The organism is Parafrankia sp. FMc2 (assembly GCF_041008525.1).
Classification (GTDB): Bacteria; Actinomycetota; Actinomycetes; order Frankiales; family Frankiaceae; genus Parafrankia.
This window is the reverse complement of sequence record NZ_JBFLUG010000055.1, coordinates 32,330-50,763: the sequence shown is the minus strand read 5'-3', so window position 1 is coordinate 50,763 and position 18,434 is coordinate 32,330. Positions and strand designations below refer to the sequence as shown.

The window sequence follows — 18,434 nt, the reverse complement described above, 5'->3', positions numbered from 1 at the left end:
GCCCACCCCGTGCATCGCCACCCCGTACGTCGCCACCGCGAGCGGTCAGGCGCCGAGCATGGCGAGCCACTGCTTGGAGCTCGTCGGCCGGAAGACGTAGTTCATCTTGCGCACCACGCTGAGCTCGGCCGAGGACTCCGCCGAGTACCGGTGGCCCGGGTAGACGGTCACGTCGTCCGGCAGCGTACCGAGGCGCCGCAGGCTGTCGTACATCTTCGCGGCGTCGCCGCCGGGGAAGTCCATCCGCCCGCAGCCCTCGAGGAACAGCGTGTCCCCGGCGACGAGGCGGCCGTCGACGAGGAAGCACTGGCTGCCCGGGGTGTGCCCCGGCGTGTGCAGCAGCCGGATGTCCACCGAGCCGACGGTGACCACGTCGTCATCGTCGTGCTCGACGAGCTCGGCCGCGCCCACCCCCGTCCCGCGCCGCACCCACTCCGCCTCGTCCCGCTGCAGGTGGATCGGGACGGAGGTGCGTTCCAGCAGCTCGCGGATGCCCTCCAGCTCGATGCCGAAGGCGGTGCCGCCCACATGGTCGGCATGGTGGTGGGTGACCAGCGCCCCGGTCAGCCGCATGTCGTCGGCGGCGAGCACGTCGAGCAGGTCCCCCACCCGGTAGGCGGGGTCGACCACGACGGCCTCCCCGGTCTCCCGGTCACCGATCAGGTAGACGAAGTTGACCATCTGCGTCGCCGCGGGGTCACCGACCGCGAAGTCACGACCGGACAGAAGCTGACGGAAGTACAGGCGCTCGCTCACACCGTGAGCCTACGGAGCCCCGCCCCGCCGCTCCAGAACCCCCGACCACCCACCCGTGGCCCGGCGCGGTCCTACGGCTGGTCCGCCAGGTGGTCCGCGAGGTCGTCCAGCAGGCGCCGGCGGCTGCGGGCGCCCACCAGCGTCGCCACCGCCTCGCCGTCACGGACGACGACCATGGTCGGCATGGCGAGCACGCCGTAGGCGAGCGCGGTGCGCGGGCTGGCGTCGACGTCCACCTCGACGACGCGCAGCCGGCCGGCCAGCTCGGACGCGACCTGGCGCAGGATCGGTCGCATCATCCGGCAGGGCGGGCACCAGTCGGCCTGGAAGTCGATCAGCACCGGGATCGGGGACCGCAGCACGGCGTCCGCGAAGGTGCCGTCGTCGACCTCCCACTCCGCGCTGTCGGCGGCGGATCCGGGCACGGACAGTTCGTGAACAGGCATGAGACAGCTCCCTCAGAGCATGGGCGGTCCGCCCGCCCGCAGCGGCGGGCCGGTGCGACGACAGAGACAACAGACAACAGATGACAGACATGACGACAGACGACAGAACGGAAACGCGGCGGTCAGGTACCGGGCGCGGCCGGGAAGAGCACGCACCCCGGCAGCGCGGGCGGGACATCCCCCTGGCCGCGGGCACCACGGCACGCCGTGTCGAGCTGGGCGGCCAGCCGCTCCCGCGAGTGCAGCAGCCGGGCGATCTCGGCGTCGACCTGCGCGATCCGGCGGCGGTAGCCCTCGATCGAGTCCACGCAGGCGTCGCTGGTCCCCTCCCCCGCCCGCAGGCACTCGACGAAGGGACGGGTCTCGGCGAGCGCGAACCCGTCCGCGACCCGTGCGCGGATCTCCTCGACCGCGCGCAGGTCCGCGGCGCTGTAGTCGCGGTAGCCGTTGGCGAGCCGACGGGCGGCGAGCAGCCCGCGCTCCTCGTAGTGCCGCAGCGCGCGGGTACTCGTCCCCGCGAGCCGCGCCAGCTCACCGATGCGCATTCCGGTGACCTCCGCCCTCCGCCCGTGGCCGAGCCGTGCCGTGCGGTGCCGCCCGGCCCGGTCTCGTCGTCGTCCTCGACGCTAGAGGTTCACGCGCACGTCAGGGCAAGCCCGCGCCAGGGGCTGTCCGCCGTCGAACAGATCGGCGTCCGCGCGGGCCGCGTCGGGGCAGGCGTCGGAGCGGGCCGGGTCGGTGCGGCTGGACGACCAGGGCGACCTCGGGCCTACCCGGCACAGACCGGACGGTTACATTCGTACGGTGACGGAGGGTACGCGCCGCACGGGCCGGCCTGCTTCCGCGCCCGCCGTCGTCGGCGCGGCCCTTCGCCCGCCCGCCTCGCCTGTCACCCCGCGGCAGCTTGCCTACTGGCGGCGCTCCGGCCTGGTTCGCCCGGGGCGCGGCGAGCTGACCCAGGCGCGTGCGGTCGCCGCGCTGCGTCGTGCCGGCCTGAGCCCGCGTCAGATCCGCCGGGCGGCGGAGCGCCTGCGCCTGCTGACCGGATCGGGCAGGCCGGGAACGGTGCGCTTCGCCGTGTACAGCCAGGAGCTCTTCGTCCAGCGCGCCGGCGGGGCCTGGGAGGGGGACCGCGCTCCGGGCCAGCTGATCCTGGACGGCGTCGTGCCGCTGGTCATGGTCGACGGGGTGGCGGTCGGACCGCTGCCGGGCGGGATCCCGCCGAGTGCCACAGCGCCGCGCTCCGGCTCCGCGGCGGCGCCGCCCCGCACACCGCTGCGGGCCGGCCCCGCCGGCGTCTCCGGCCGCGACCAGATCCGTCTGTTCCTGGACGGCCAGCGGGATCTCGACCGACCCGAGCACTGACCGCACCGGGCATCCCACGCATACGTTCCGCTACCGGGTGAATGGCCCTGAATACCGGGATGACCAGGCCAGGCGCCCTAGACTGAGCGCGTGACCGATCGCAGTCGACGTCCCGCAGCCTGCCGGCCAGCCCGTCCAGCGGAGCTCTCGGCACGGTGACGACACCCAGCCCGCACCCGCCGGAGCCCGCCGTCGCCGGCACCGGCTCCGCCTCCACCGGCGGCCGGGCCGGGCGCGGGGCTCCCCGCCCGGTGCTGCTGACCGTCGATGACGACGTGAACGTCTCCCGGGCGGTCGCCCGTGACCTGCGGCGCCGGTACGGCGGCGACTACCGCGTCGTGCGCGCCGAGTCGGGCGCGCAGGCGCTGGAGGCGCTGGGCGAGATCAAGCTGCGCGGGGACGAGGTCGCCATCCTCCTCGCCGACTACCGCATGCCGGGCATGAACGGCATCGAGTTCCTCGAGCAGGCGATGGACCTGTTCCCCACCGCCCGCCGGGTGCTGCTCACCGCCTACGCGGACACCAGCGCCGCGATCGACGCGATCAACGTCATCGATCTCGACCACTACCTGCTCAAGCCGTGGGATCCGCCGGAGGAGAAGCTCTACCCGGTCCTGGACGCCCTGCTCGACGCCTGGCTCGCCACGGACCGCCGGCCCGTCGCCGAGACCCGGGTGGTCGGGCACCGCTGGTCGGCACGGTCCTACGAGGTGCGCGACTTCCTGGCCCGCAACCACGTTCCCTACCGGTGGTACCTGGCGGACGAGCCGGAGGGCGAGCGGCTGCTGACCGCCGCCGGCGCGTCGCCGGACGCGATCCCCTGTGTCATCACCACCGACGGCACCGCGCTGGTCAACCCGAGCGACGGCGAGCTCGCGAGCCAGGTCGGGCTGGCGACCGCGCCCGCCGGCGACTTCTACGATCTCGTCGTCGTCGGCGGTGGCCCGGCAGGCCTCGGCGCGGCGGTGTACGGGGCCTCCGAGGGGCTGCGGACGCTGCTCGTCGAACGGCACGCGACCGGCGGCCAGGCCGGCCAGAGCTCACGGATCGAGAACTACCTCGGCTTCCCCGACGGCGTCTCCGGCTCCCAGCTCACCGACCGGGCCCGCCGGCAGGCGGTCAAGTTCGGCGCGGAGCTGCTGACCACCGCCGACGTGGTGGCCCTGGAAGCCGCGGGCCCCGCCCGGCGGCTGGTCCTCGGCGACGGGGCCAGCATCGACGCGCACGCGATCATCCTCGCCACCGGCGTCTCCTACCGGCAGCTCGACGCTCCCGGCCTGCACGACCTGACCGGCCAGGGGGTGTTCTACGGTTCGGCGCTCACCGAGGCCCCGGGCTGCAGCGGCGAGAACGTCTACATCGTCGGCGGCGCGAACTCGGCCGGCCAGGCGGCGATGTACTTCGCCCGGCACGCGAAGTCGGTGACGATGCTCGTCCGGGGCCGGGGGCTGGAGGCGTCCATGTCCCACTACCTCATCGAGCAGATCGCGGCCGTGCCGAACATCCACGTCCGCGCCTGCACGGAGGTCATCTCCGGGCACGGCACCGACCATCTGGAAGGCCTGGTCCTGCGGGACAACGCGACCGGCGAGACCGAGCGGGTCGACACCCAGTGGCTGTTCATCTTCATCGGCGCCGCGCCCCGCACCGACTGGCTGGACGGGGTCGTCGCCCGGGACGAGCACGGCTTCGTCCTGGCCGGCCCGGATCTCGTCGTCGACGGGCGGCGGCCGGCGGGCTGGGCCGCCGAGCGGGACCCCTACCACCTGGAAAGCAGTCTGCCCGGGGTGTTCGTGGCCGGCGACGCCCGGGCCGAGTCGGTCAAGCGAGTCGCCTCGGCCGTCGGCGAGGGCGCGATGGCCGTCGCCCTCGTGCACCGCTACCTGGCGAAACGCTGAAATGCGCTGAGAGGAGGCCACATGGCGGGCGAGACGGCAGGTGAGTCGGCGGGCGGCGCCCAGGCCGGCACGGCAGACGGCACGGCCGCCGGCGCCCAGGTCATGGGCCAGGCGTGCGTCAAGGGCACCGCGCTGCCCTGCGACATCGACGAGCTGCGCAGCCTGTTCCTCTTCGAGAAGCTCACCGACGACCAGCTCGCGTGGATCTGCCGCAACGGCCACGTCGAGCTGATCGAACCCGGCCCGGTCTTCCTGGAAGGCGAGCCGGCCACCTGCTTCTACGTGCTGGTCGAAGGCACGCTCGTCCTCACCCGGCGGGTCGGCGACGACGACGTCGAGGTCACCAGGACCAGCCAGCGCGGTGCCTACTCCGGGGCCTGGTTCGCCTACCTCGAGGACCGGGTCCCGCAGGTCTACACCAACTCCCTGCGGGTCACCGCCCCGTCCCGGTTCGTCGTGCTGGACGGCACGGCGCTGTCGCGGCTCATGCGCGACTGGTTCCCGATGGCCGTCCACATGCTGGAGGGGCTGTTCTTCGGGCAGAAGAACCTGCAGCAGCTGACCGGGCAGCGCGAGCGGCTCCTCGCGCTCGGGTCGCTGTCCGCCGGGCTGACCCACGAGCTCAACAACCCGGCCGCCGCCGCGGTGCGCGCCACCGTCTCGCTGCGGGAACGGGTCGCCGGCATGCGGCACAAACTGGGAATGATCGCTGCCGGACCCTACGACCGCCCCGCGCTGGAGGCCCTGATCGGCCTGCAGGAGGACGCCGCCGAACGGGTCGGGAAGGCACCCGCCCTGACGCCGATGGAGACCAGCGACCGCGAGGACGCCGTCGCGGACTGGCTCGACGACCACGGCGTCACCGGCGGCTGGGAGCTGGCGCCGACGTTCGTCCAGGGCGGCATCGATGTCGACTGGCTGGAACGGGTCGCCATCACCGTCTCCCCGGAGATCCTCGAAGGCGCCGTCCGCTGGCTGACCTACACGGTCGAGAGCGAACTGCTCATGAAGGAGATCGAGGAGTCCACGAACCGGATCTCCGGCCTGCTCGCGGCGACCAAGCAGTACTCCCAGCTCGACCGGGCGCCCTACCGCCAGGTCGACGTGCACGAACTGCTCGACAGCACCCTCACCATGCTCGGCGGCAAGCTCGCCGGGATCCGGATCGTCCGCGAGTACGACCGGACCCTGCCGGAGATCCCCGTCCACGCCGCCGAGCTCAACCAGGTCTGGACGAACCTCGTCGACAACGCCACGGCGGCGATGGGCGGCTCCGGAACCCTCACGATCGCCACCTCGGCGGACCACGACGACCTGGTCGTGGAGATCCGCGACACCGGCACCGGGGTCGCCTCCGACATCCAGGAACGGATCTTCGAGCCGTTCTTCACGACGAAGCCCGTCGGCGAGGGCACCGGCCTGGGCCTCGACATCTCCTGGCGTATCGTCGTCGGCCGCCACCACGGCAACCTGACCGTCGCCTCGGTACCCGGCGACACCCGCTTCCGCGTCTCGCTGCCGACCCGCCCGGATCTCGAGCCCGCAGAGGCCGTCGAAGCAGCCGCCGCCGGGGGACCTGGCTCCGGCACCAGTCCAGGGGCCGGGCGAGGCTGACCGAGCGCCGTCGCGAACCCAGAGCAACGCCGCCAGGACCGCGTTCAAAACCCCGTTCGCCGCCAGCAGGAGCCCCGCAGCCAGTACGTTGCGCGGGCCCGGGTCGCTGAAGCGCCATGGGCACACGCGGACCGGGCACGGTGGCGGCGGCACGTCTTTCGCTGATCCCGGCACACTCTCGGTGATCTCCGCTTCAGGACATCCATCAGCCACGCAGGGGCCCTACCCCGGCCCTACCCGGACGGTCAGTATTGCGGTGCGGCCAGCGTCTGCCCGCTGGGCCGGGCATCCGGCCAGGGTGACTCGGCCCCGTTCCGTCCTGCTTCGGACACTGCATCCGCGATGTTGCGCGTGATGGCCTCGGCCAACCGCAACGCCTGGACAGCAGATAGGGTCACGCCGACCTCGGCGTCCTGCGTTACGAACCAGATCGACACGTCTGCCATGGCCAGTGTTCCCTTCCCTGCGCGGGTCTGGTGTGCCTCGCTACCGGAGTGGGGGATCCGTCAGGTAGACACCGGGACCGCACGTAGCCAGCCCCATCCTTTGCAGCGTCGAAACGTTCGCCAGTGTTACACCGACAACTGATGGCCGCGTAAGCGGCGGCGACAACCGGCGGCTGGTCGGGCCGCCCGGCGTGGATCCCAAGCCCGCGCAGTACTGGGTGAAGGGGTGTCCCGTTCTGTCGACACCGTGGGTGAAGGACGGTCACGGGCGATGAGCGGGAAACGCGCGGAGCTCTCAGCAGGCGGAACGATGTCTGGTAGATCACTCGGCACGGCTGCAGTGATCTACCAGACACCGTGTGAGGCCTACCGGTCAGCGAGGCACCGACGGGGCCGCGCTGGCACCAAGTCCGGCGCCGCCCTGGCCGACGCTTGCGCCCACCCCCGCGCCCGGGACCTGCGCGCCGACACCAGCACCGCCCGGCCCCGCACTCGCACCCACTCCTGCGCTCGGCGCCACACGGACGCCAGGACCCGCACCATCCGGTCCGGCGCTCGCGCCCGCCCCCGCGCCCGGGACCTGCGCGCCGACACCAGCACCGCCCGGCCCCGCACTTCCACTCGCACCGGCGGTGGTGCCCGGTGTCGCGGCGGTGCCGGTCTCCGCCTGTAGTGCCTTCGCGCAGAAGGCGTCGACCTTGTCAGCGCTGCCGGCGGCGGTGACCAGCGCGCGCATGTTCGGGGAATCGAGAGTCGTGCGGGCGTCGGTCGCTGCGGCGGCTGTGTAGGTGTGACACAGGTCGAGCAGTGACACCGAGACGGACGCGCCGGCGCTCGGCACGGGGATCGCCGGGATACTCACCTCGGCGGAGGGCGTGGCCGTCGGGGACACGGCGACGCTGCCACCACCACCGGCAATGGGGAGTACTCCTGTGCCGGCAGCGACGGCGACACCACCGACAGCCGTGGCCCCGGCCGCCATGGCGGCGACCTTCACGGTCAGGAGCTTCGCGAACATCAGATTGATCATGGGTTTTCTCCGCGGCTGGGTGACGTGGGTGAGACGCACCTCCCGGAAAGCGGCCACGGCCGCTTCCTCACCGTCAAGTTCGCCACCGCGGGCCGGAGCGGCCACGGCGGCGAGCAGGTCGGCAAGGGGATCCGCACCGACCCCGTCATTGACCGGGGCGCCGCGAAGCATCCGCTCTGCCTCGCCCCGGTCGATCCGACGGGGTCGGTGTGTGCTCATCTCACGTCCTTCAGCGTCGAAGCTCTCGCCGGTGTTACACCTGACCGCATCCGACGGTCATCGTCGCGTGCTGTCACTCCGAGCATGTTCACCTGCCTCCGGTCGACCGGCTTCGGTGATCCCCCGCTCGGCGAGCTGTTCGGCAAGCCGGCGCAACCCTCTATGCGCCGCGGTGCGGACTGCGCCGGCGCGCTTGCCCAGGACCCGCCCCGCGGTTTTCGCGTCCAGCCCCATGACCACCCGCAGGAGCACCGCCTCCGCCTGGTCCAACGGCAGGCCCGCGATCAGGTGCATGGCAGCCTCGGTGGACAGTGCCTCCAACGCCCCTCCGGCGGTGTCGTCGGGCGCGGCCAGTTCTGTCGTCACCATCTCGACCGGTATGTCGTCCCGCTGACGGCGAGTGCGTCGGCGCAGGTGGTCGAGCGCGCGGTGACGTGCGATCGTGGCTGCCCAACCACGAAACCCGTCGAAGTCCCCGCGGAACGATGCCAGATCCCGGGCAATCTGCAGCCACGCCTCGGAGGCCACATCCTCGGCGTCGTTCCCGACGAGTACCCGCAGGTACCGCAGCAGACCCGGCTGGATCGTCCGGTAGATCAGCCTGAAGGCCGCCTCGTCACCGCGCTGCGCTTCGATCACTGCCGAGGAGAGATTCGGCTCCTCGATCGGTGGACCGTCGCGTGGAACCGGTGGCGCCGATGTCAGCGAGGCTGCCGTGCTGACAGATGCCGACCCAGCCAAGCTAGATGATCGTCGCGGGGTGCCACCGGTGGCGGTCGCGTCTCCGCTCATCTTCGCGCTCTCGCTCACCGCGCAGATGATGCGGCCCCGGTCAGAACAGAACGACAGCAGGGGCTTGCTAGTGACACACAGAGAATGAGCCGATACGGTCAGTGGACCATGTCCGCTTCGGTGGACCCGAGGGACGCGGTCGGCGCGGCTCTCGACGCCGTGGCGACCGCGTTTCCCGAGGAGCGCCGCGAGCACGCCCGGCAGCTCCAGGCCGTGATTGACGCCAACCCGGCCCATCGGGAGCGTGCGCTGCTCAAACTCGCGTAGCTGGCCACGCCGTCGGCAGGCGCGCTGCGCTGGCGCGGCGTCGCGGATTCGGAGGCCGGGCTCCGGGGGCCGGCATGACGGTCTTCAGGATCGCGTTCGCGCTGGATCTCCGACACGGACAGCGACGACCGAGACGAGGGCGGGAGGCACGGCGGAACGACGACTGACCGTTCGGGCAAACCCGTAGGAACGCCACGCCCCGACCGGAGAACGGCAGCCCGATTTGCGGGTGGTCGCCCGTTACGCTGCGCGCGCCAACGGCGACCACCCAGACGAGTCGAGGAGCTCCCGTGCGTCCGACCCGGACCCCCGTCGGCACCCGTCGGCTCCGCCGCGCAGCCGGCCGCCCCTCTGCTACCGGGCGCCGGTTCGTCGGATTCCTGGCCACCGCGACCCTGACCACAGCGGCGCTCGCCGCCGCCTTCTGCCTGCCCGCGACGCCCGCGGCGCCCCCACCGGCCTCCCCCGGCGACCCGCCCGCGGCCATGCTGGCGGCCGCGGAGCCTTCGGCCGCGGAGCGGGCCGCGCCGGTGACGACCCCGATCACCGGCGGTCTGCGGGGACATCCCTTCCTGTCTCTCGTCATCCCGCCGGTCACCGCCGTGGCCGCGGCCGGCTACGAGGAGAGCGAGTACCAGCTAGAAGGCGAGGCCCGCCCCTACCGGACCGCCGGCGCCCGCTCCGCCGACGGCTACTGGCAGGCCGCGTCCGGCGAGCCCACCCCGTACCGGACGAGGCTGCTCGTCGAGCGGCCGCGCGACCCGGCGCGGTTCAACGGCACCGTCGTCGTCGAATGGCTCAACGTCACCGCCAGCACGGAGACCCCGACCGACTTCGGGTATGCCCACCAGGAGCTGGTCCGCGGCGGCTATGCCTGGGTCGGGGTGTCCGCACAGTCCGTCGGCGTGAACGGCGTCCTCGGCCTGCGGGCCTGGGACCGGGGGCGTTACGGGTCGCTGAGCCATCCCGGCGACGCCTATTCGTACGACATCTTCACCGATGCCGCGCGGGCGGTGCGGAACCCGGACGGACCGCTGCGCGGCCTCCCGGTCGCGACGGTGCTGGCGGACGGCGAGTCCCAGTCGGCGGCCCGGCTCCTCGCCTACCTCAACGCCGTGCATCCGCTGGTCCCGCCGGCCGACCGGTTCGACGGGTTCCTGGTGCACAGCCGGGGCCCGTACGCGGCGCCCCTCGGTGACTCGTCGGCGGACGCCCAGGACTCGCTGCGCCCGACCCTGATCCGCACCGATCTGGACGTCCCGGTGCTGGTCGTGGAGGCGGAGAGTGACGTGCGGGCGGGCCCGTTCACGTACCTGGACGCCCGCCAGCCCGACACCGCGTACCTGCGGACATGGGAGGTGGCCGGTACCGCCCACCTGGACCGCTTCGTCATGGACTTCGTCGACCCGCTGATGGCGCGGGAGCTCGACTCGTCCGGTGAGAAGGACTGTGCCAGGCCGGTCAACGACGCTCCCCAGTACCTGGTGATGAACAGCGCCGTGCGGCTCCTGGCCCGGTGGGCACGGGACGGCACTCCCCCGCCGCAGGCACCGAGGATCACCACCACGCCGGACGGCCGCATCGCCCGCGACGAGGACGGCAACGCGCTCGGCGGTGTGCGCCTGCCTGCGCTGGACGTGCCCACCGCGACGCTGTCAGGGGAGGGTGAGGGGCTGTGCGTCCTGTTCGGGTCGACCACGCCGTTGGACGGCGAGCGGCTGGCCCAGCTCTACCCCGATCTGGGCAGCTACGAGCAGCGGCTGGCGGAGGCGACCCAGGCCGGCGTCGACAGCGGCTTCCTCCTCCCGGAGGATGCCGCCGCCCTGCTCGGGCACTGAGCCCACGGCCCTCCGCCGCCTGGCCACCGGCCTCCTGACCACCGGCCGCCGGGCCAGGGCGGCCGGGCGGCTCGACCCAGCGTTACTGCAGGTAGCCCTCGACCTGGGTGCTGGAGCCGGCGCGGGCCTCGTCCGGGTCCTCGCCGGCTCCGCGGGCCGCGCGGCGGCGGCGCAGCAGATCCCAGCACTGGTCGAGGGTCTCCTCGAGTTCGGTGAGGCGGTCGGTCTCCGCGTCGGAGTCGATCTGGCCGCTGCTGCGCCGGGAGCGCAGCTCGTGCTCCTCCGCCACCAGGGAGTCGATGCGCGCGAAGATCGCTTTGTCGTCCACCGGCCTCAGCCAACCACGCCGCGGTCCGGGGCACCAGTCGGTTCCGGGCCGCGGCCGGCGGCTGGGTCGGCGGCCGAGGTCGACGGCCAGCGCGCCGTCGGTCAGTCGCGGATCTGCTGGGACAGGTACTCCGTGGCGCCGAGCTGGGAGATCAGTTCGAGCTGGGCGTCGAGCCAGTCGATGTGCTCCTCCTCGGACGTCAGGATGTCCTCGAGGAGCACGGCCGATCCGACGTCGCCCTTTGTCCGGAACAGTGCGATCGACTCTCGGAGCAGGTCCACCGCCTCGGTCTCGTGCGTACGGTCGAGACCGAGCTGCTCGGGAACCGTTTCCCCGATGCGCAGGGTGTGCAGTCGCTGGAGGTTCGGCAGACCACCGAGGTAGAGCACGCGGTGGATGATTCGATCGGCGTGCTTCATCTCGTCGATCGACTCATGGTAGTAGTGCTCGGAAATATGCTTGTATCCCCAGTTCCGCTGCATTCTCGAATGCAGGAAATACTGGTTGACGGCGGTCAGCTCATTCGTCAGAACCGCGTTCAGTCTCTCGACGATCTGTTCGTCGCCACGCACCGCCGGTAACCTCCAGCAATATCACCCGGCGACCCCCATGAAACGTCCCGGCGGATATGCGGTGGCAGCACCTTCAGACTAGGCAGACCCTCGACCGGCGTGCCGGAAGGCCGCATGGCGAACATGCGGCGGATCCCGCAGACGGCCGCGGGTACCCGCACCGACCCCACCGAGATCACGTCCCAGGAGGCCCCGGTGGGTCTCTAGGCTGATCTGGCGACCGGACGACGCCGACGCGGCATCGCCTCATCGAGCAGGCCGTCGATCTCCTCGAGGCAGCCGCCGCACCCTGTGCCGGCGTCACACCTCGCACCGATCTCCTCCGTGTCACAGGCGCCCGAAGCAATCACGCTACGTAGCGTCCGGTCGGAGACAGCAAAGCATGAACAGACGAGCACCGCACCTCACCACGCCCGGAGTCGTCGGGGCCGAAACCACCGAGAGAGTGGACCGTTACCGTTCCGGGGGACCCCTTCGCACCGAGGTTCAGGCTTAGCTAAGGCTTCCCTTATCGATAGAGTGCCACGGAACGGACGGTGGGCGCAAGAGAGCCTTACCTACCTCACACACGGACCGCGATGACCTGATGCGCAGAGCAACGGGGTGAGCCCTATTCCGTGGTGACGCGAACAAGGTGTCCGCGCACGGCTACCGGGGTGGGGCGGGCAGTCCGGATCCCGGCTGGGCCGGGATCCGGTCCGCGGGCGATGCCGGGCCGGGCCCTCAGGCCTGGCTGGCCCTCAGGCCTGGCTGGCCGGGCGGTCGGCGCCGGGCACCAGCGCGACCGCGGCGTCCGGTTCGGTCACCCGGAAGGTGAAGCTCTCCTCCAGGTACAGCTCCACCTCGTCCAGGGTGTGGGACGAGTAGCCGGCGGAGAGGTCCTGGCCGGACTCGAAGATGAAGTCCCCGCCCCGCTGGCTCAGCACCACCGCGCCGTGGATCCCCGGCGCCCGCACCACCGGGCCGTCGAGAATCTGCTTGAGGTGGCTGATCAGCAGGTATCCGCCGTGCTCGGTGGCCTCCAGGATCGCGGTGTAGCCATCGGGGTCGACGGCCAGCCCGTACGGCCCGCCGATACCGGCCCGGCGCAGCAGGGCGACCGCCTTGGCGACTGTGCGCGGGTAGGTGTCGGTGTCCGCCCCCAGCTCCAGCGGGGGATGGGAGGACGCCTCGACGATGCCGACGATGCCGGCCTCGGCATTGCCGTGGAAGACGACCGAGTTCTCGGTCACCGCCACCCGCCGGGCCGCCTCCTCCAGACCGGAGAGGTCGATGTCGTCGGCGCCCCGGTCGATCGCCTCCAGCTCCCCGCGGTCGACCGTGAACGACGCCCGCAGCTCCATGACGGGAAGCACCTTGCGTAGCCGGGCGCGCACACCGTCACCGGGCTGCGACTGCAGCGGAGCGACCCGCCCGAGCGGGGTGGCCGAATAGGACCAGCCGTGGGGACCGGCGAAGTCGACCAGCTTGCGGGCGGCGAGGTTCGTCGTCAGCCGCCCCCGGGCCTCGTCGTCGATGGCCTTCCAGCCCGCTTCGGTCACGGGTGCATAGCCACGCAGTAGATGGTTCACTCGCTCACACCTCTCAGGCTTCCGATCCCCAGCGAGCCGTCCGACGGCTCCGCGGCCCGTGCCGAGGCGTCTCCGTCAACGCTCTCGTCGCTCATCGCCGCATCCTCGACCTCCGTGACCGGAACCGAGGTGAACAGATACGTACGCAGTTGCGCGTCCAGCACCGGGTCACGGCGACGCAGCCACTCCAGCGTCATCGCCGCGTGTTCCTTCTCCTCGTCCCGGTTGTGCGCCAGCAGCGCGGCCAGCTCCGGGTCCGTGGCCGCCTCGACCCGCTGGTCGTACCAGTCGACGGCCTCCAGCTCCTCCATCAGCGACGCGATCGCCCGGTGGCGGTCGATCGTTCCTGGTGAGAGGGCTCCGGACTGCTCATGCAGCCCCATACTGTTCTCGCCCATAGCGCACTACCTACCACGCCAGGCCCGATCCATCCCCGATCATCGCCCGCTGTTCACCGGGGCACACCGCCGATCGGCGCGACCCGGCCTGCCCATGACCGCTGCGTGATCGGCCCGTCACCAGCACCAGCGCGGCCCCGGTCGGAGCGGCCTCAGGACGGGCTCAGAACAGCACGCCGGGACGGGGCCGCTCAGTCCGCGAGCGGGGTGACGTCCACCCGCCGGTTCTCGGCCCGGCCGGAGACCGTGGTGTTGTCGGCGACGGGCCGGGCCGGGCCGAAGCCGGCGGCCCGGACCCGCTCCGCGGGCACGCCCCGCAGCACCAGGTACTCGCGGGCCGCGCTGGCCCGGTCGACCGAGAGCGCCTGGTTGAGCGCGAGCGGACCGGTGCTGTCGGTGTGGCCCCCGACGAGAACGGTGAGATCACCGGGAAGCAACGCGCGGGCCACCTTGTCGAGTCCGGCGCGCACGGCGGCGTCCAGGGTCGCGTCATCGATGGCGAAGGTCAGGCGCGCGTCCTCCAGCGCCGCCCGCAGTGCGGCCCGGGTGCCGTCAGCGGTCCCGCCGGCCGCGCTGCCGGCCGTGCTACCTGTCGCACTACCTGTCGCACTGCCGGTCGCGCTGCCTCCGGTGGCGGGGGCAGTCGCCTGGCCAGCCGGCCTGGCGACGCCTGTCTTCGGGTCCAGCACGACAGTGGCGCCGGCCCCGACCGCCAGCCGGTTGTCCAGCGAGGCCCCCGGGAGCCACGGCTGCACCGCGGCCAGCACCTCGGCACCGATCGTCGCGCGAGCGGCCGCGTCGGGCGCCCCGCCCTGCAGGACCAGCGAGGAGCCGTCGATGGTCACCGACCGCGCGCCGGCCTGCCGGCCCAGCGCCGTGGCCACCTCGCCGAGAGCCTCCAGGACCGGAGTGGCCACCTGCGGATCGACGGTGACGGTGGCCGACACGGCCCCGCCGGACGCGTCCGCGGCGGAACCGAGCAGGTCGGCCCGGGTCGCGCTGTCCGGAACGGTGGCGCTCAGGGCCAGCCCGGACGGGGCCCCACCGTCCCCGCTCACCCCGATGACCAGCGGGCGGGAGGGCTCGGCCGCGACGACCGCGTCACCGGCCAGCCGGACGGAGCCGGCACCGAAGACGGCGGCCGCCGCCTGGGCCTGGCGCGCCTCCTCGGTGCTGTCGAAGCGGCCGTGGAGCACGACGTCCCGCCCGTCGACGCTGATCCAGGCCCGGGCCGCGCCACTCGCCCGGACGGCCTCGGCCGCCCGATCGGCCAGGTCGTCCTCGATCGGGCCGCGGCGCAGCCAGAGGGCGACCAGGGCGAGCAGCAGCCCCGCGAGAACCAACGCGACGACAAACGCGACCGGACGGGGGCGCCGGAGGAGCGCCACCGAGGGCGAGGACATGAGGTGCTCCGGGCTCGATGTGGGACGGGACGGAGGTCAGGCTGACCTGCCCGGGGCCGGTGAACCGACGGGTGCGCCGCCGCTTGCGCGGCGGGCGCGAGGCCCCTGGGCCGCGACGCAGATCATCACATCGCTCCGCAACTTTCGCACATCCCCGACATCGGGAACGCACCGGGTGAAGGTGGCGGAAAAAGTGTGGGTGCCGGCCCGCTCAGGCCTCGCCGAGCCGCGTCCGGGTGGGCGCCGGCCGCCCGGCCGGGTGCTGGGCCGCCGGAAGAGGGGCCGCCGGAAGGCGGGCCGTCGGGAGCTCCCCGGAGTGCGCGGTCGCGGCCCCGCCGTCCGCCGGCTCCCCGCCGGGCGGCCTGGTGCCCGTCTCCGCCTCCACCTCCGTGCCTGCTCTCCCACCGGGCTCGGCCGCCGTCAGGGCCACCCGCTCCGGCTCCGCGGCTTCCGCCGCGGCCGGTGGCACTCCAGCCGCCGGAGTCCGGGAGCCGTCGGCCGGGGGCGGCGGGGGGCTGCCCGGCCGCCGGGCTCCGCGCCGCGCCGTGACGGCCAGGGCGAGCAGCGCGCTCACTCCGAGCACAGCCCAGCCGGCGACGGCGTCCAGGATGTAGTGGTTCGAGGTGGCCATGACGATGAACACCGTCGCGGCCGGGTACAGGCAGCCCAGCACCCGCACGGCCGGCGTGCGGGCGTACCGGGCCAGCAGGACACCGCACCACAGCGCCCACGCGCAGTGCAGGGAGGGCATGGCGGCGTACTGGTTGGCGAGGCCCTCCAGGCCGTCCGGCGCGGCGCTGGCGCCGCCACTCCACCATCCCCAGGCCTCGAAGTGGGACATCGTGTCGACATAGGACGTCCCGGGCAGCAGCCGCGGCGGCGCGGTGGGGAACAGGAAGAACCCGCACAGCGAGATCAGCGTGGTGAAGACCAGGGTCCACCGGGCGCGGACGTAGCGGCCGGGATGGCGCCGGTACATCCGGACGAGCAGCGCCGGGGTGACCACGAAGTGCAGCGTGGCGTAGTAGTAGCAGCACAGGACCGCCAGCGCCGGGACGCCCTGCAGCCAGCGGTTGAGGCCGAGCTCGATGTCGAGGCCCAGGCGTTCCTGCAGGTGCAGGATGTCCCAGCCCAGCTGGGTCGCACCGGCCTCGGACGAGTCGGCCGCGCCCCGGGTCGCCGTGTAGGTGTAGTAGAGCGTCACCAGCATGACGGCCTCGACCCACAGGTGGGGCAGCCCGGTCGTCGGGCTGATCAGGCGCCTTCGCCACCGGCCCCGCACCTGGTCGCCCGCCGGCCCCCCACTGTCACCCTGCTGGCCCGTCCGGCCCGGCGCGTCGCCGTGGCCTGGCGCGATGCCGTGGCCTGACTCGCCGCCCGGGTCCGCGGCCGGGTCCAACTGGTCCTTGCGGCTCGTCCGATCCACCGCGCCTCGACTTCCGGTCCGACTTCCAGCTCGCCATGTCCGACTCGCTTCGTCCAGCCTGCGCCGTCAAGCCAATCACGGGCAGCCGATCACGAACGCAAGGGCGGGTGGCCACGGAGGAACAACTCCGTGGCCACCCGCCCGGGAACCTCAGGCCATGCAGGTGGTGCCGTGGTCAGTTCCCGCCGGCCGAGGTGGCGGCCCCGGGGACACTGCCGGCCAGCGGCCCGCCGGCCGGGGACTCCTCGACGGGCAGCGCGCTGCCCGCCTTCCAGGTCTCCCACGGGACGGACCACTCGTTCCCGAGCTGCGAGGTCTCCGCCGGCCGCCCGGTGTTGCTGATGTCGATGATGTCGCCGAACCGACTGAAGTTGTAGAACCACTCGGCGTCAGCGGGTGCGGCGTTCACGCATCCGTGGGAGACGTTCGCCCGCCCCTGCGAGGCGACCGACCACGGAGCGGAGTGCACGTACTGGCCGCCACTGGTGTAGTGGACGGCCCACTGGACCTCCTCGTAGTAGTACTCCGGGTGGCCCTTCGGCACGCCGACGGTGGCCGAGTCCATGATCACCATGGGCGCCTTGCCGAGGACGTTGTGCGGGCCCTCCATGGTGAGGTAGCCGGCCTTGCCACCGCTGATCGGCATGGTCCGCACCAGCTGGCCGTCCTTGAAGACCTGCATCGTGTGCGTCGCCGCGTCGACCTTGCTGATCTGGGCGGAGCCGATGGTGAAGTCCATCGTCCGGTCCTTGACCCCGATCCACCCCGACCCGGAGTCGTAACCGGCGAGGTCGGCCTCCACGTGCACCCGGGTGCCGGGCGTCCAGTACTGCTGCGGGCGCCAGGTGACCAGGCGGTTCGACATCCAGTTCCAGGCGCCGAGCACGGGCGGGTCAGCACTGACCGACAGCCGGCGCTGTACCTCGGCGCGGTCGGTCACCGGCGCGCTGAAGGTCAGGCTGATCGGGGCGCCCACCCCGACGGTCTGGCCCGCCACCGGCTCCCACGACACCTTGAACGGATTGTCCGGGATGCCCGTCGTGAAGCTCGAGGCGATGTCCGCCGTGCCCGCGATGCCGGCGGCTGCCGTCGTCGTGGCCTGGATGTCGTAGCGGCTGTCGGAGAACAGGCCGCCCGAGGACGTCCACGTCCGGCGGTCCGTGGAGAACGTGCCCGCGAGCGTGCCGGGCTCGGTCTTCTCGGTCGCGCTGGCGCCCCGGTTGACGGTGACCGCCTCCAGCGGAGCGTTGCTGGTCACCACAACCGACTCGGTGAGCGCGATGCCGGTGGCACCGTCGGCCGGCGTCACCTTCACCGAAGCCGCGGGAGGCGGCGGGGGGGTCGGTGCGGCGGCGGTGTCACCGCCCCCGCCGCCCGTCGAGCAGGAGGCCAGCAGGACGGCGGCAAGCACCGCGGCGAGCCCGGCCATCCCGCGCCGGGCCGGGGCGGCCCACCCGCGGCCGCCTCCGGATCCGTGGGTGGCCGGCGCGGAGCCGCGAACGGGACCGGGAACAGCTGGCGCCGCGCCGCGACGGGCGCGCGCCGAGCTCATCATCGAGCGAGACATGCGATGCCTTCTTCCGAAAACCGGTGCGGCCGGGTCGGGCGGGCTTTCCCGTGCGATCGCGACCGGCCTGACAACACGCCGCCAGGACCAGCGGACACCGGGCGGAACGGAGCGGCGACAACAAGCGATCCCATCACCGCGGGAGACCGCCCGGAAACAGAATGTGCACTTGCTCGACCGCCCACGAACGGACGGTACCCACAACCACGAACCACGTCCCGTCGATCACGGGAAAACCTCGCCACACCGACGAGACAACTACGTTTCACCAAGATTACGAACTCGGAGAGTGACACTCTCCGGTTGACCGACATGAACCCCTCCCAGCGCCGGTACGTCCGACGCACAACTCATATCCGACGTTGCGCGCCGGCCGGACACCGGGCCCGCGCTGCCGGTATCCGGAGCTGAATGTGTCGGCAGCCGGACAATCACCGCCCCCGGAAGTGCCGGTTGAATCGCGCTGGGCGGCCCGACTTCGGTGGCCCCTGGCCGGAA

At 72.4% G+C, this 18,434-nt stretch carries 19 protein-coding genes; 5 read left to right on the top strand and 14 right to left on the bottom strand.

Annotated elements, in window-relative coordinates:
* Positions 1-45: 45 nt before the first annotated feature.
* From AB1460_RS19575 to AB1460_RS19565, 3 genes are all read right to left on the bottom strand, one after another.
* A complete protein-coding gene (locus tag AB1460_RS19575) occupies positions 46-756 on the bottom strand; it encodes an MBL fold metallo-hydrolase (protein ID WP_071081713.1) in 711 nt (236 codons plus the stop codon).
* Positions 757-827: 71 nt separating this feature from the next.
* Positions 828-1,202 carry a thioredoxin family protein gene (locus AB1460_RS19570; protein WP_368963086.1) on the bottom strand — a complete coding sequence of 125 codons (375 nt, stop codon included), beginning with the start codon at positions 1,200-1,202 and terminating at the stop codon, positions 828-830.
* Between the two features lie 122 nt (positions 1,203-1,324).
* Positions 1,325-1,747, bottom strand: a complete 423-nt coding sequence (locus tag AB1460_RS19565; RefSeq protein WP_368963085.1) for a MerR family transcriptional regulator — start codon at positions 1,745-1,747, stop codon at positions 1,325-1,327.
* A gap of 259 nt (positions 1,748-2,006) precedes the next feature.
* Here AB1460_RS19565 and AB1460_RS19560 point away from each other — a divergent pair, with 259 nt between their 5' ends.
* From AB1460_RS19560 to AB1460_RS19550, 3 genes are all read left to right on the top strand, one after another.
* On the top strand, positions 2,007-2,567 hold the full coding sequence (locus AB1460_RS19560) for a hypothetical protein (protein ID WP_368963084.1): 561 nt from the start codon (positions 2,007-2,009) through the stop codon (positions 2,565-2,567).
* 251 nt (positions 2,568-2,818) lie between these two features.
* Positions 2,819-4,465 carry an FAD-dependent oxidoreductase gene (locus AB1460_RS19555; protein ID WP_368963091.1) on the top strand — a complete coding sequence of 549 codons (1,647 nt, stop codon included), beginning with the start codon at positions 2,819-2,821 and terminating at the stop codon, positions 4,463-4,465.
* Positions 4,466-4,567: 102 nt separating this feature from the next.
* Complete coding sequence (locus AB1460_RS19550; protein ID WP_368963090.1) at positions 4,568-6,079, top strand: ATP-binding protein; 1,512 nt, start codon at positions 4,568-4,570, stop codon at positions 6,077-6,079.
* A 245-nt stretch (positions 6,080-6,324) separates the two neighbouring features.
* Here the strand turns inward: AB1460_RS19550 and AB1460_RS19545 are convergent, their stop codons facing one another.
* The 3 genes from AB1460_RS19545 to AB1460_RS19535 all read right to left on the bottom strand — a co-directional run bounded on the left by AB1460_RS19545 (position 6,325) and on the right by AB1460_RS19535 (position 8,440).
* The gene (locus AB1460_RS19545) at positions 6,325-6,525 is read right to left on the bottom strand and encodes a hypothetical protein (protein ID WP_368963083.1); all 201 of its coding nucleotides are present in this window, start codon (positions 6,523-6,525) and stop codon (positions 6,325-6,327) included.
* Positions 6,526-6,898: 373 nt separating this feature from the next.
* Positions 6,899-7,774 carry a hypothetical protein gene (locus tag AB1460_RS19540; protein WP_368963081.1) on the bottom strand — a complete coding sequence of 292 codons (876 nt, stop codon included), beginning with the start codon at positions 7,772-7,774 and terminating at the stop codon, positions 6,899-6,901.
* 57 nt (positions 7,775-7,831) lie between these two features.
* Positions 7,832-8,440: an RNA polymerase sigma factor gene (locus AB1460_RS19535; protein WP_368963088.1), complete on the bottom strand. Its 609-nt coding sequence runs from the start codon at positions 8,438-8,440 to the stop codon at positions 7,832-7,834.
* 234 nt (positions 8,441-8,674) lie between these two features.
* Between AB1460_RS19535 and AB1460_RS19530 the strand changes: the two genes are divergently transcribed.
* A complete protein-coding gene (locus tag AB1460_RS19530; protein WP_368963079.1) occupies positions 8,675-8,833 on the top strand; it encodes a hypothetical protein in 159 nt (52 codons plus the stop codon).
* A gap of 290 nt (positions 8,834-9,123) precedes the next feature.
* A complete protein-coding gene (locus tag AB1460_RS19525) occupies positions 9,124-10,671 on the top strand; it encodes an alpha/beta hydrolase domain-containing protein (RefSeq protein WP_368963078.1) in 1,548 nt (515 codons plus the stop codon).
* 82 nt (positions 10,672-10,753) lie between these two features.
* On the opposite strand, the gene AB1460_RS19520 is transcribed toward AB1460_RS19525, so the two are convergent.
* The 8 genes from AB1460_RS19520 to AB1460_RS19485 form a co-directional block, all read right to left on the bottom strand.
* A complete protein-coding gene (locus tag AB1460_RS19520; protein ID WP_071081715.1) occupies positions 10,754-10,999 on the bottom strand; it encodes a DUF2630 family protein in 246 nt (81 codons plus the stop codon).
* A gap of 101 nt (positions 11,000-11,100) precedes the next feature.
* On the bottom strand, positions 11,101-11,571 hold the full coding sequence (gene bfr, locus AB1460_RS19515; RefSeq protein WP_368963076.1) for a bacterioferritin: 471 nt from the start codon (positions 11,569-11,571) through the stop codon (positions 11,101-11,103).
* Positions 11,572-11,774: 203 nt separating this feature from the next.
* Positions 11,775-11,969: a (2Fe-2S)-binding protein gene (locus AB1460_RS19510; RefSeq protein ID WP_084131146.1), complete on the bottom strand. Its 195-nt coding sequence runs from the start codon at positions 11,967-11,969 to the stop codon at positions 11,775-11,777.
* Positions 11,970-12,311: 342 nt separating this feature from the next.
* Positions 12,312-13,142: a family 1 encapsulin nanocompartment shell protein gene (locus AB1460_RS19505; RefSeq protein WP_368963075.1), complete on the bottom strand. Its 831-nt coding sequence runs from the start codon at positions 13,140-13,142 to the stop codon at positions 12,312-12,314.
* Positions 13,139-13,540, bottom strand: a complete 402-nt coding sequence (locus AB1460_RS19500) for an encapsulin-associated ferritin-like protein (RefSeq protein ID WP_368963074.1) — start codon at positions 13,538-13,540, stop codon at positions 13,139-13,141. Before AB1460_RS19500 ends, AB1460_RS19505 begins: the two co-directional genes overlap by 4 nt.
* 191 nt (positions 13,541-13,731) lie before the next feature.
* Positions 13,732-14,943: an OmpA family protein gene (locus tag AB1460_RS19495; RefSeq protein ID WP_368963073.1), complete on the bottom strand. Its 1,212-nt coding sequence runs from the start codon at positions 14,941-14,943 to the stop codon at positions 13,732-13,734.
* 211 nt (positions 14,944-15,154) lie between these two features.
* Positions 15,155-16,369 carry a phosphatase PAP2 family protein gene (locus AB1460_RS19490; protein WP_368963072.1) on the bottom strand — a complete coding sequence of 405 codons (1,215 nt, stop codon included), beginning with the start codon at positions 16,367-16,369 and terminating at the stop codon, positions 15,155-15,157.
* 175 nt (positions 16,370-16,544) lie between these two features.
* Complete coding sequence (locus tag AB1460_RS19485) at positions 16,545-17,936, bottom strand: Ig-like domain-containing protein (protein ID WP_420497318.1); 1,392 nt, start codon at positions 17,934-17,936, stop codon at positions 16,545-16,547.
* Positions 17,937-18,434 lie beyond the last annotated feature (498 nt).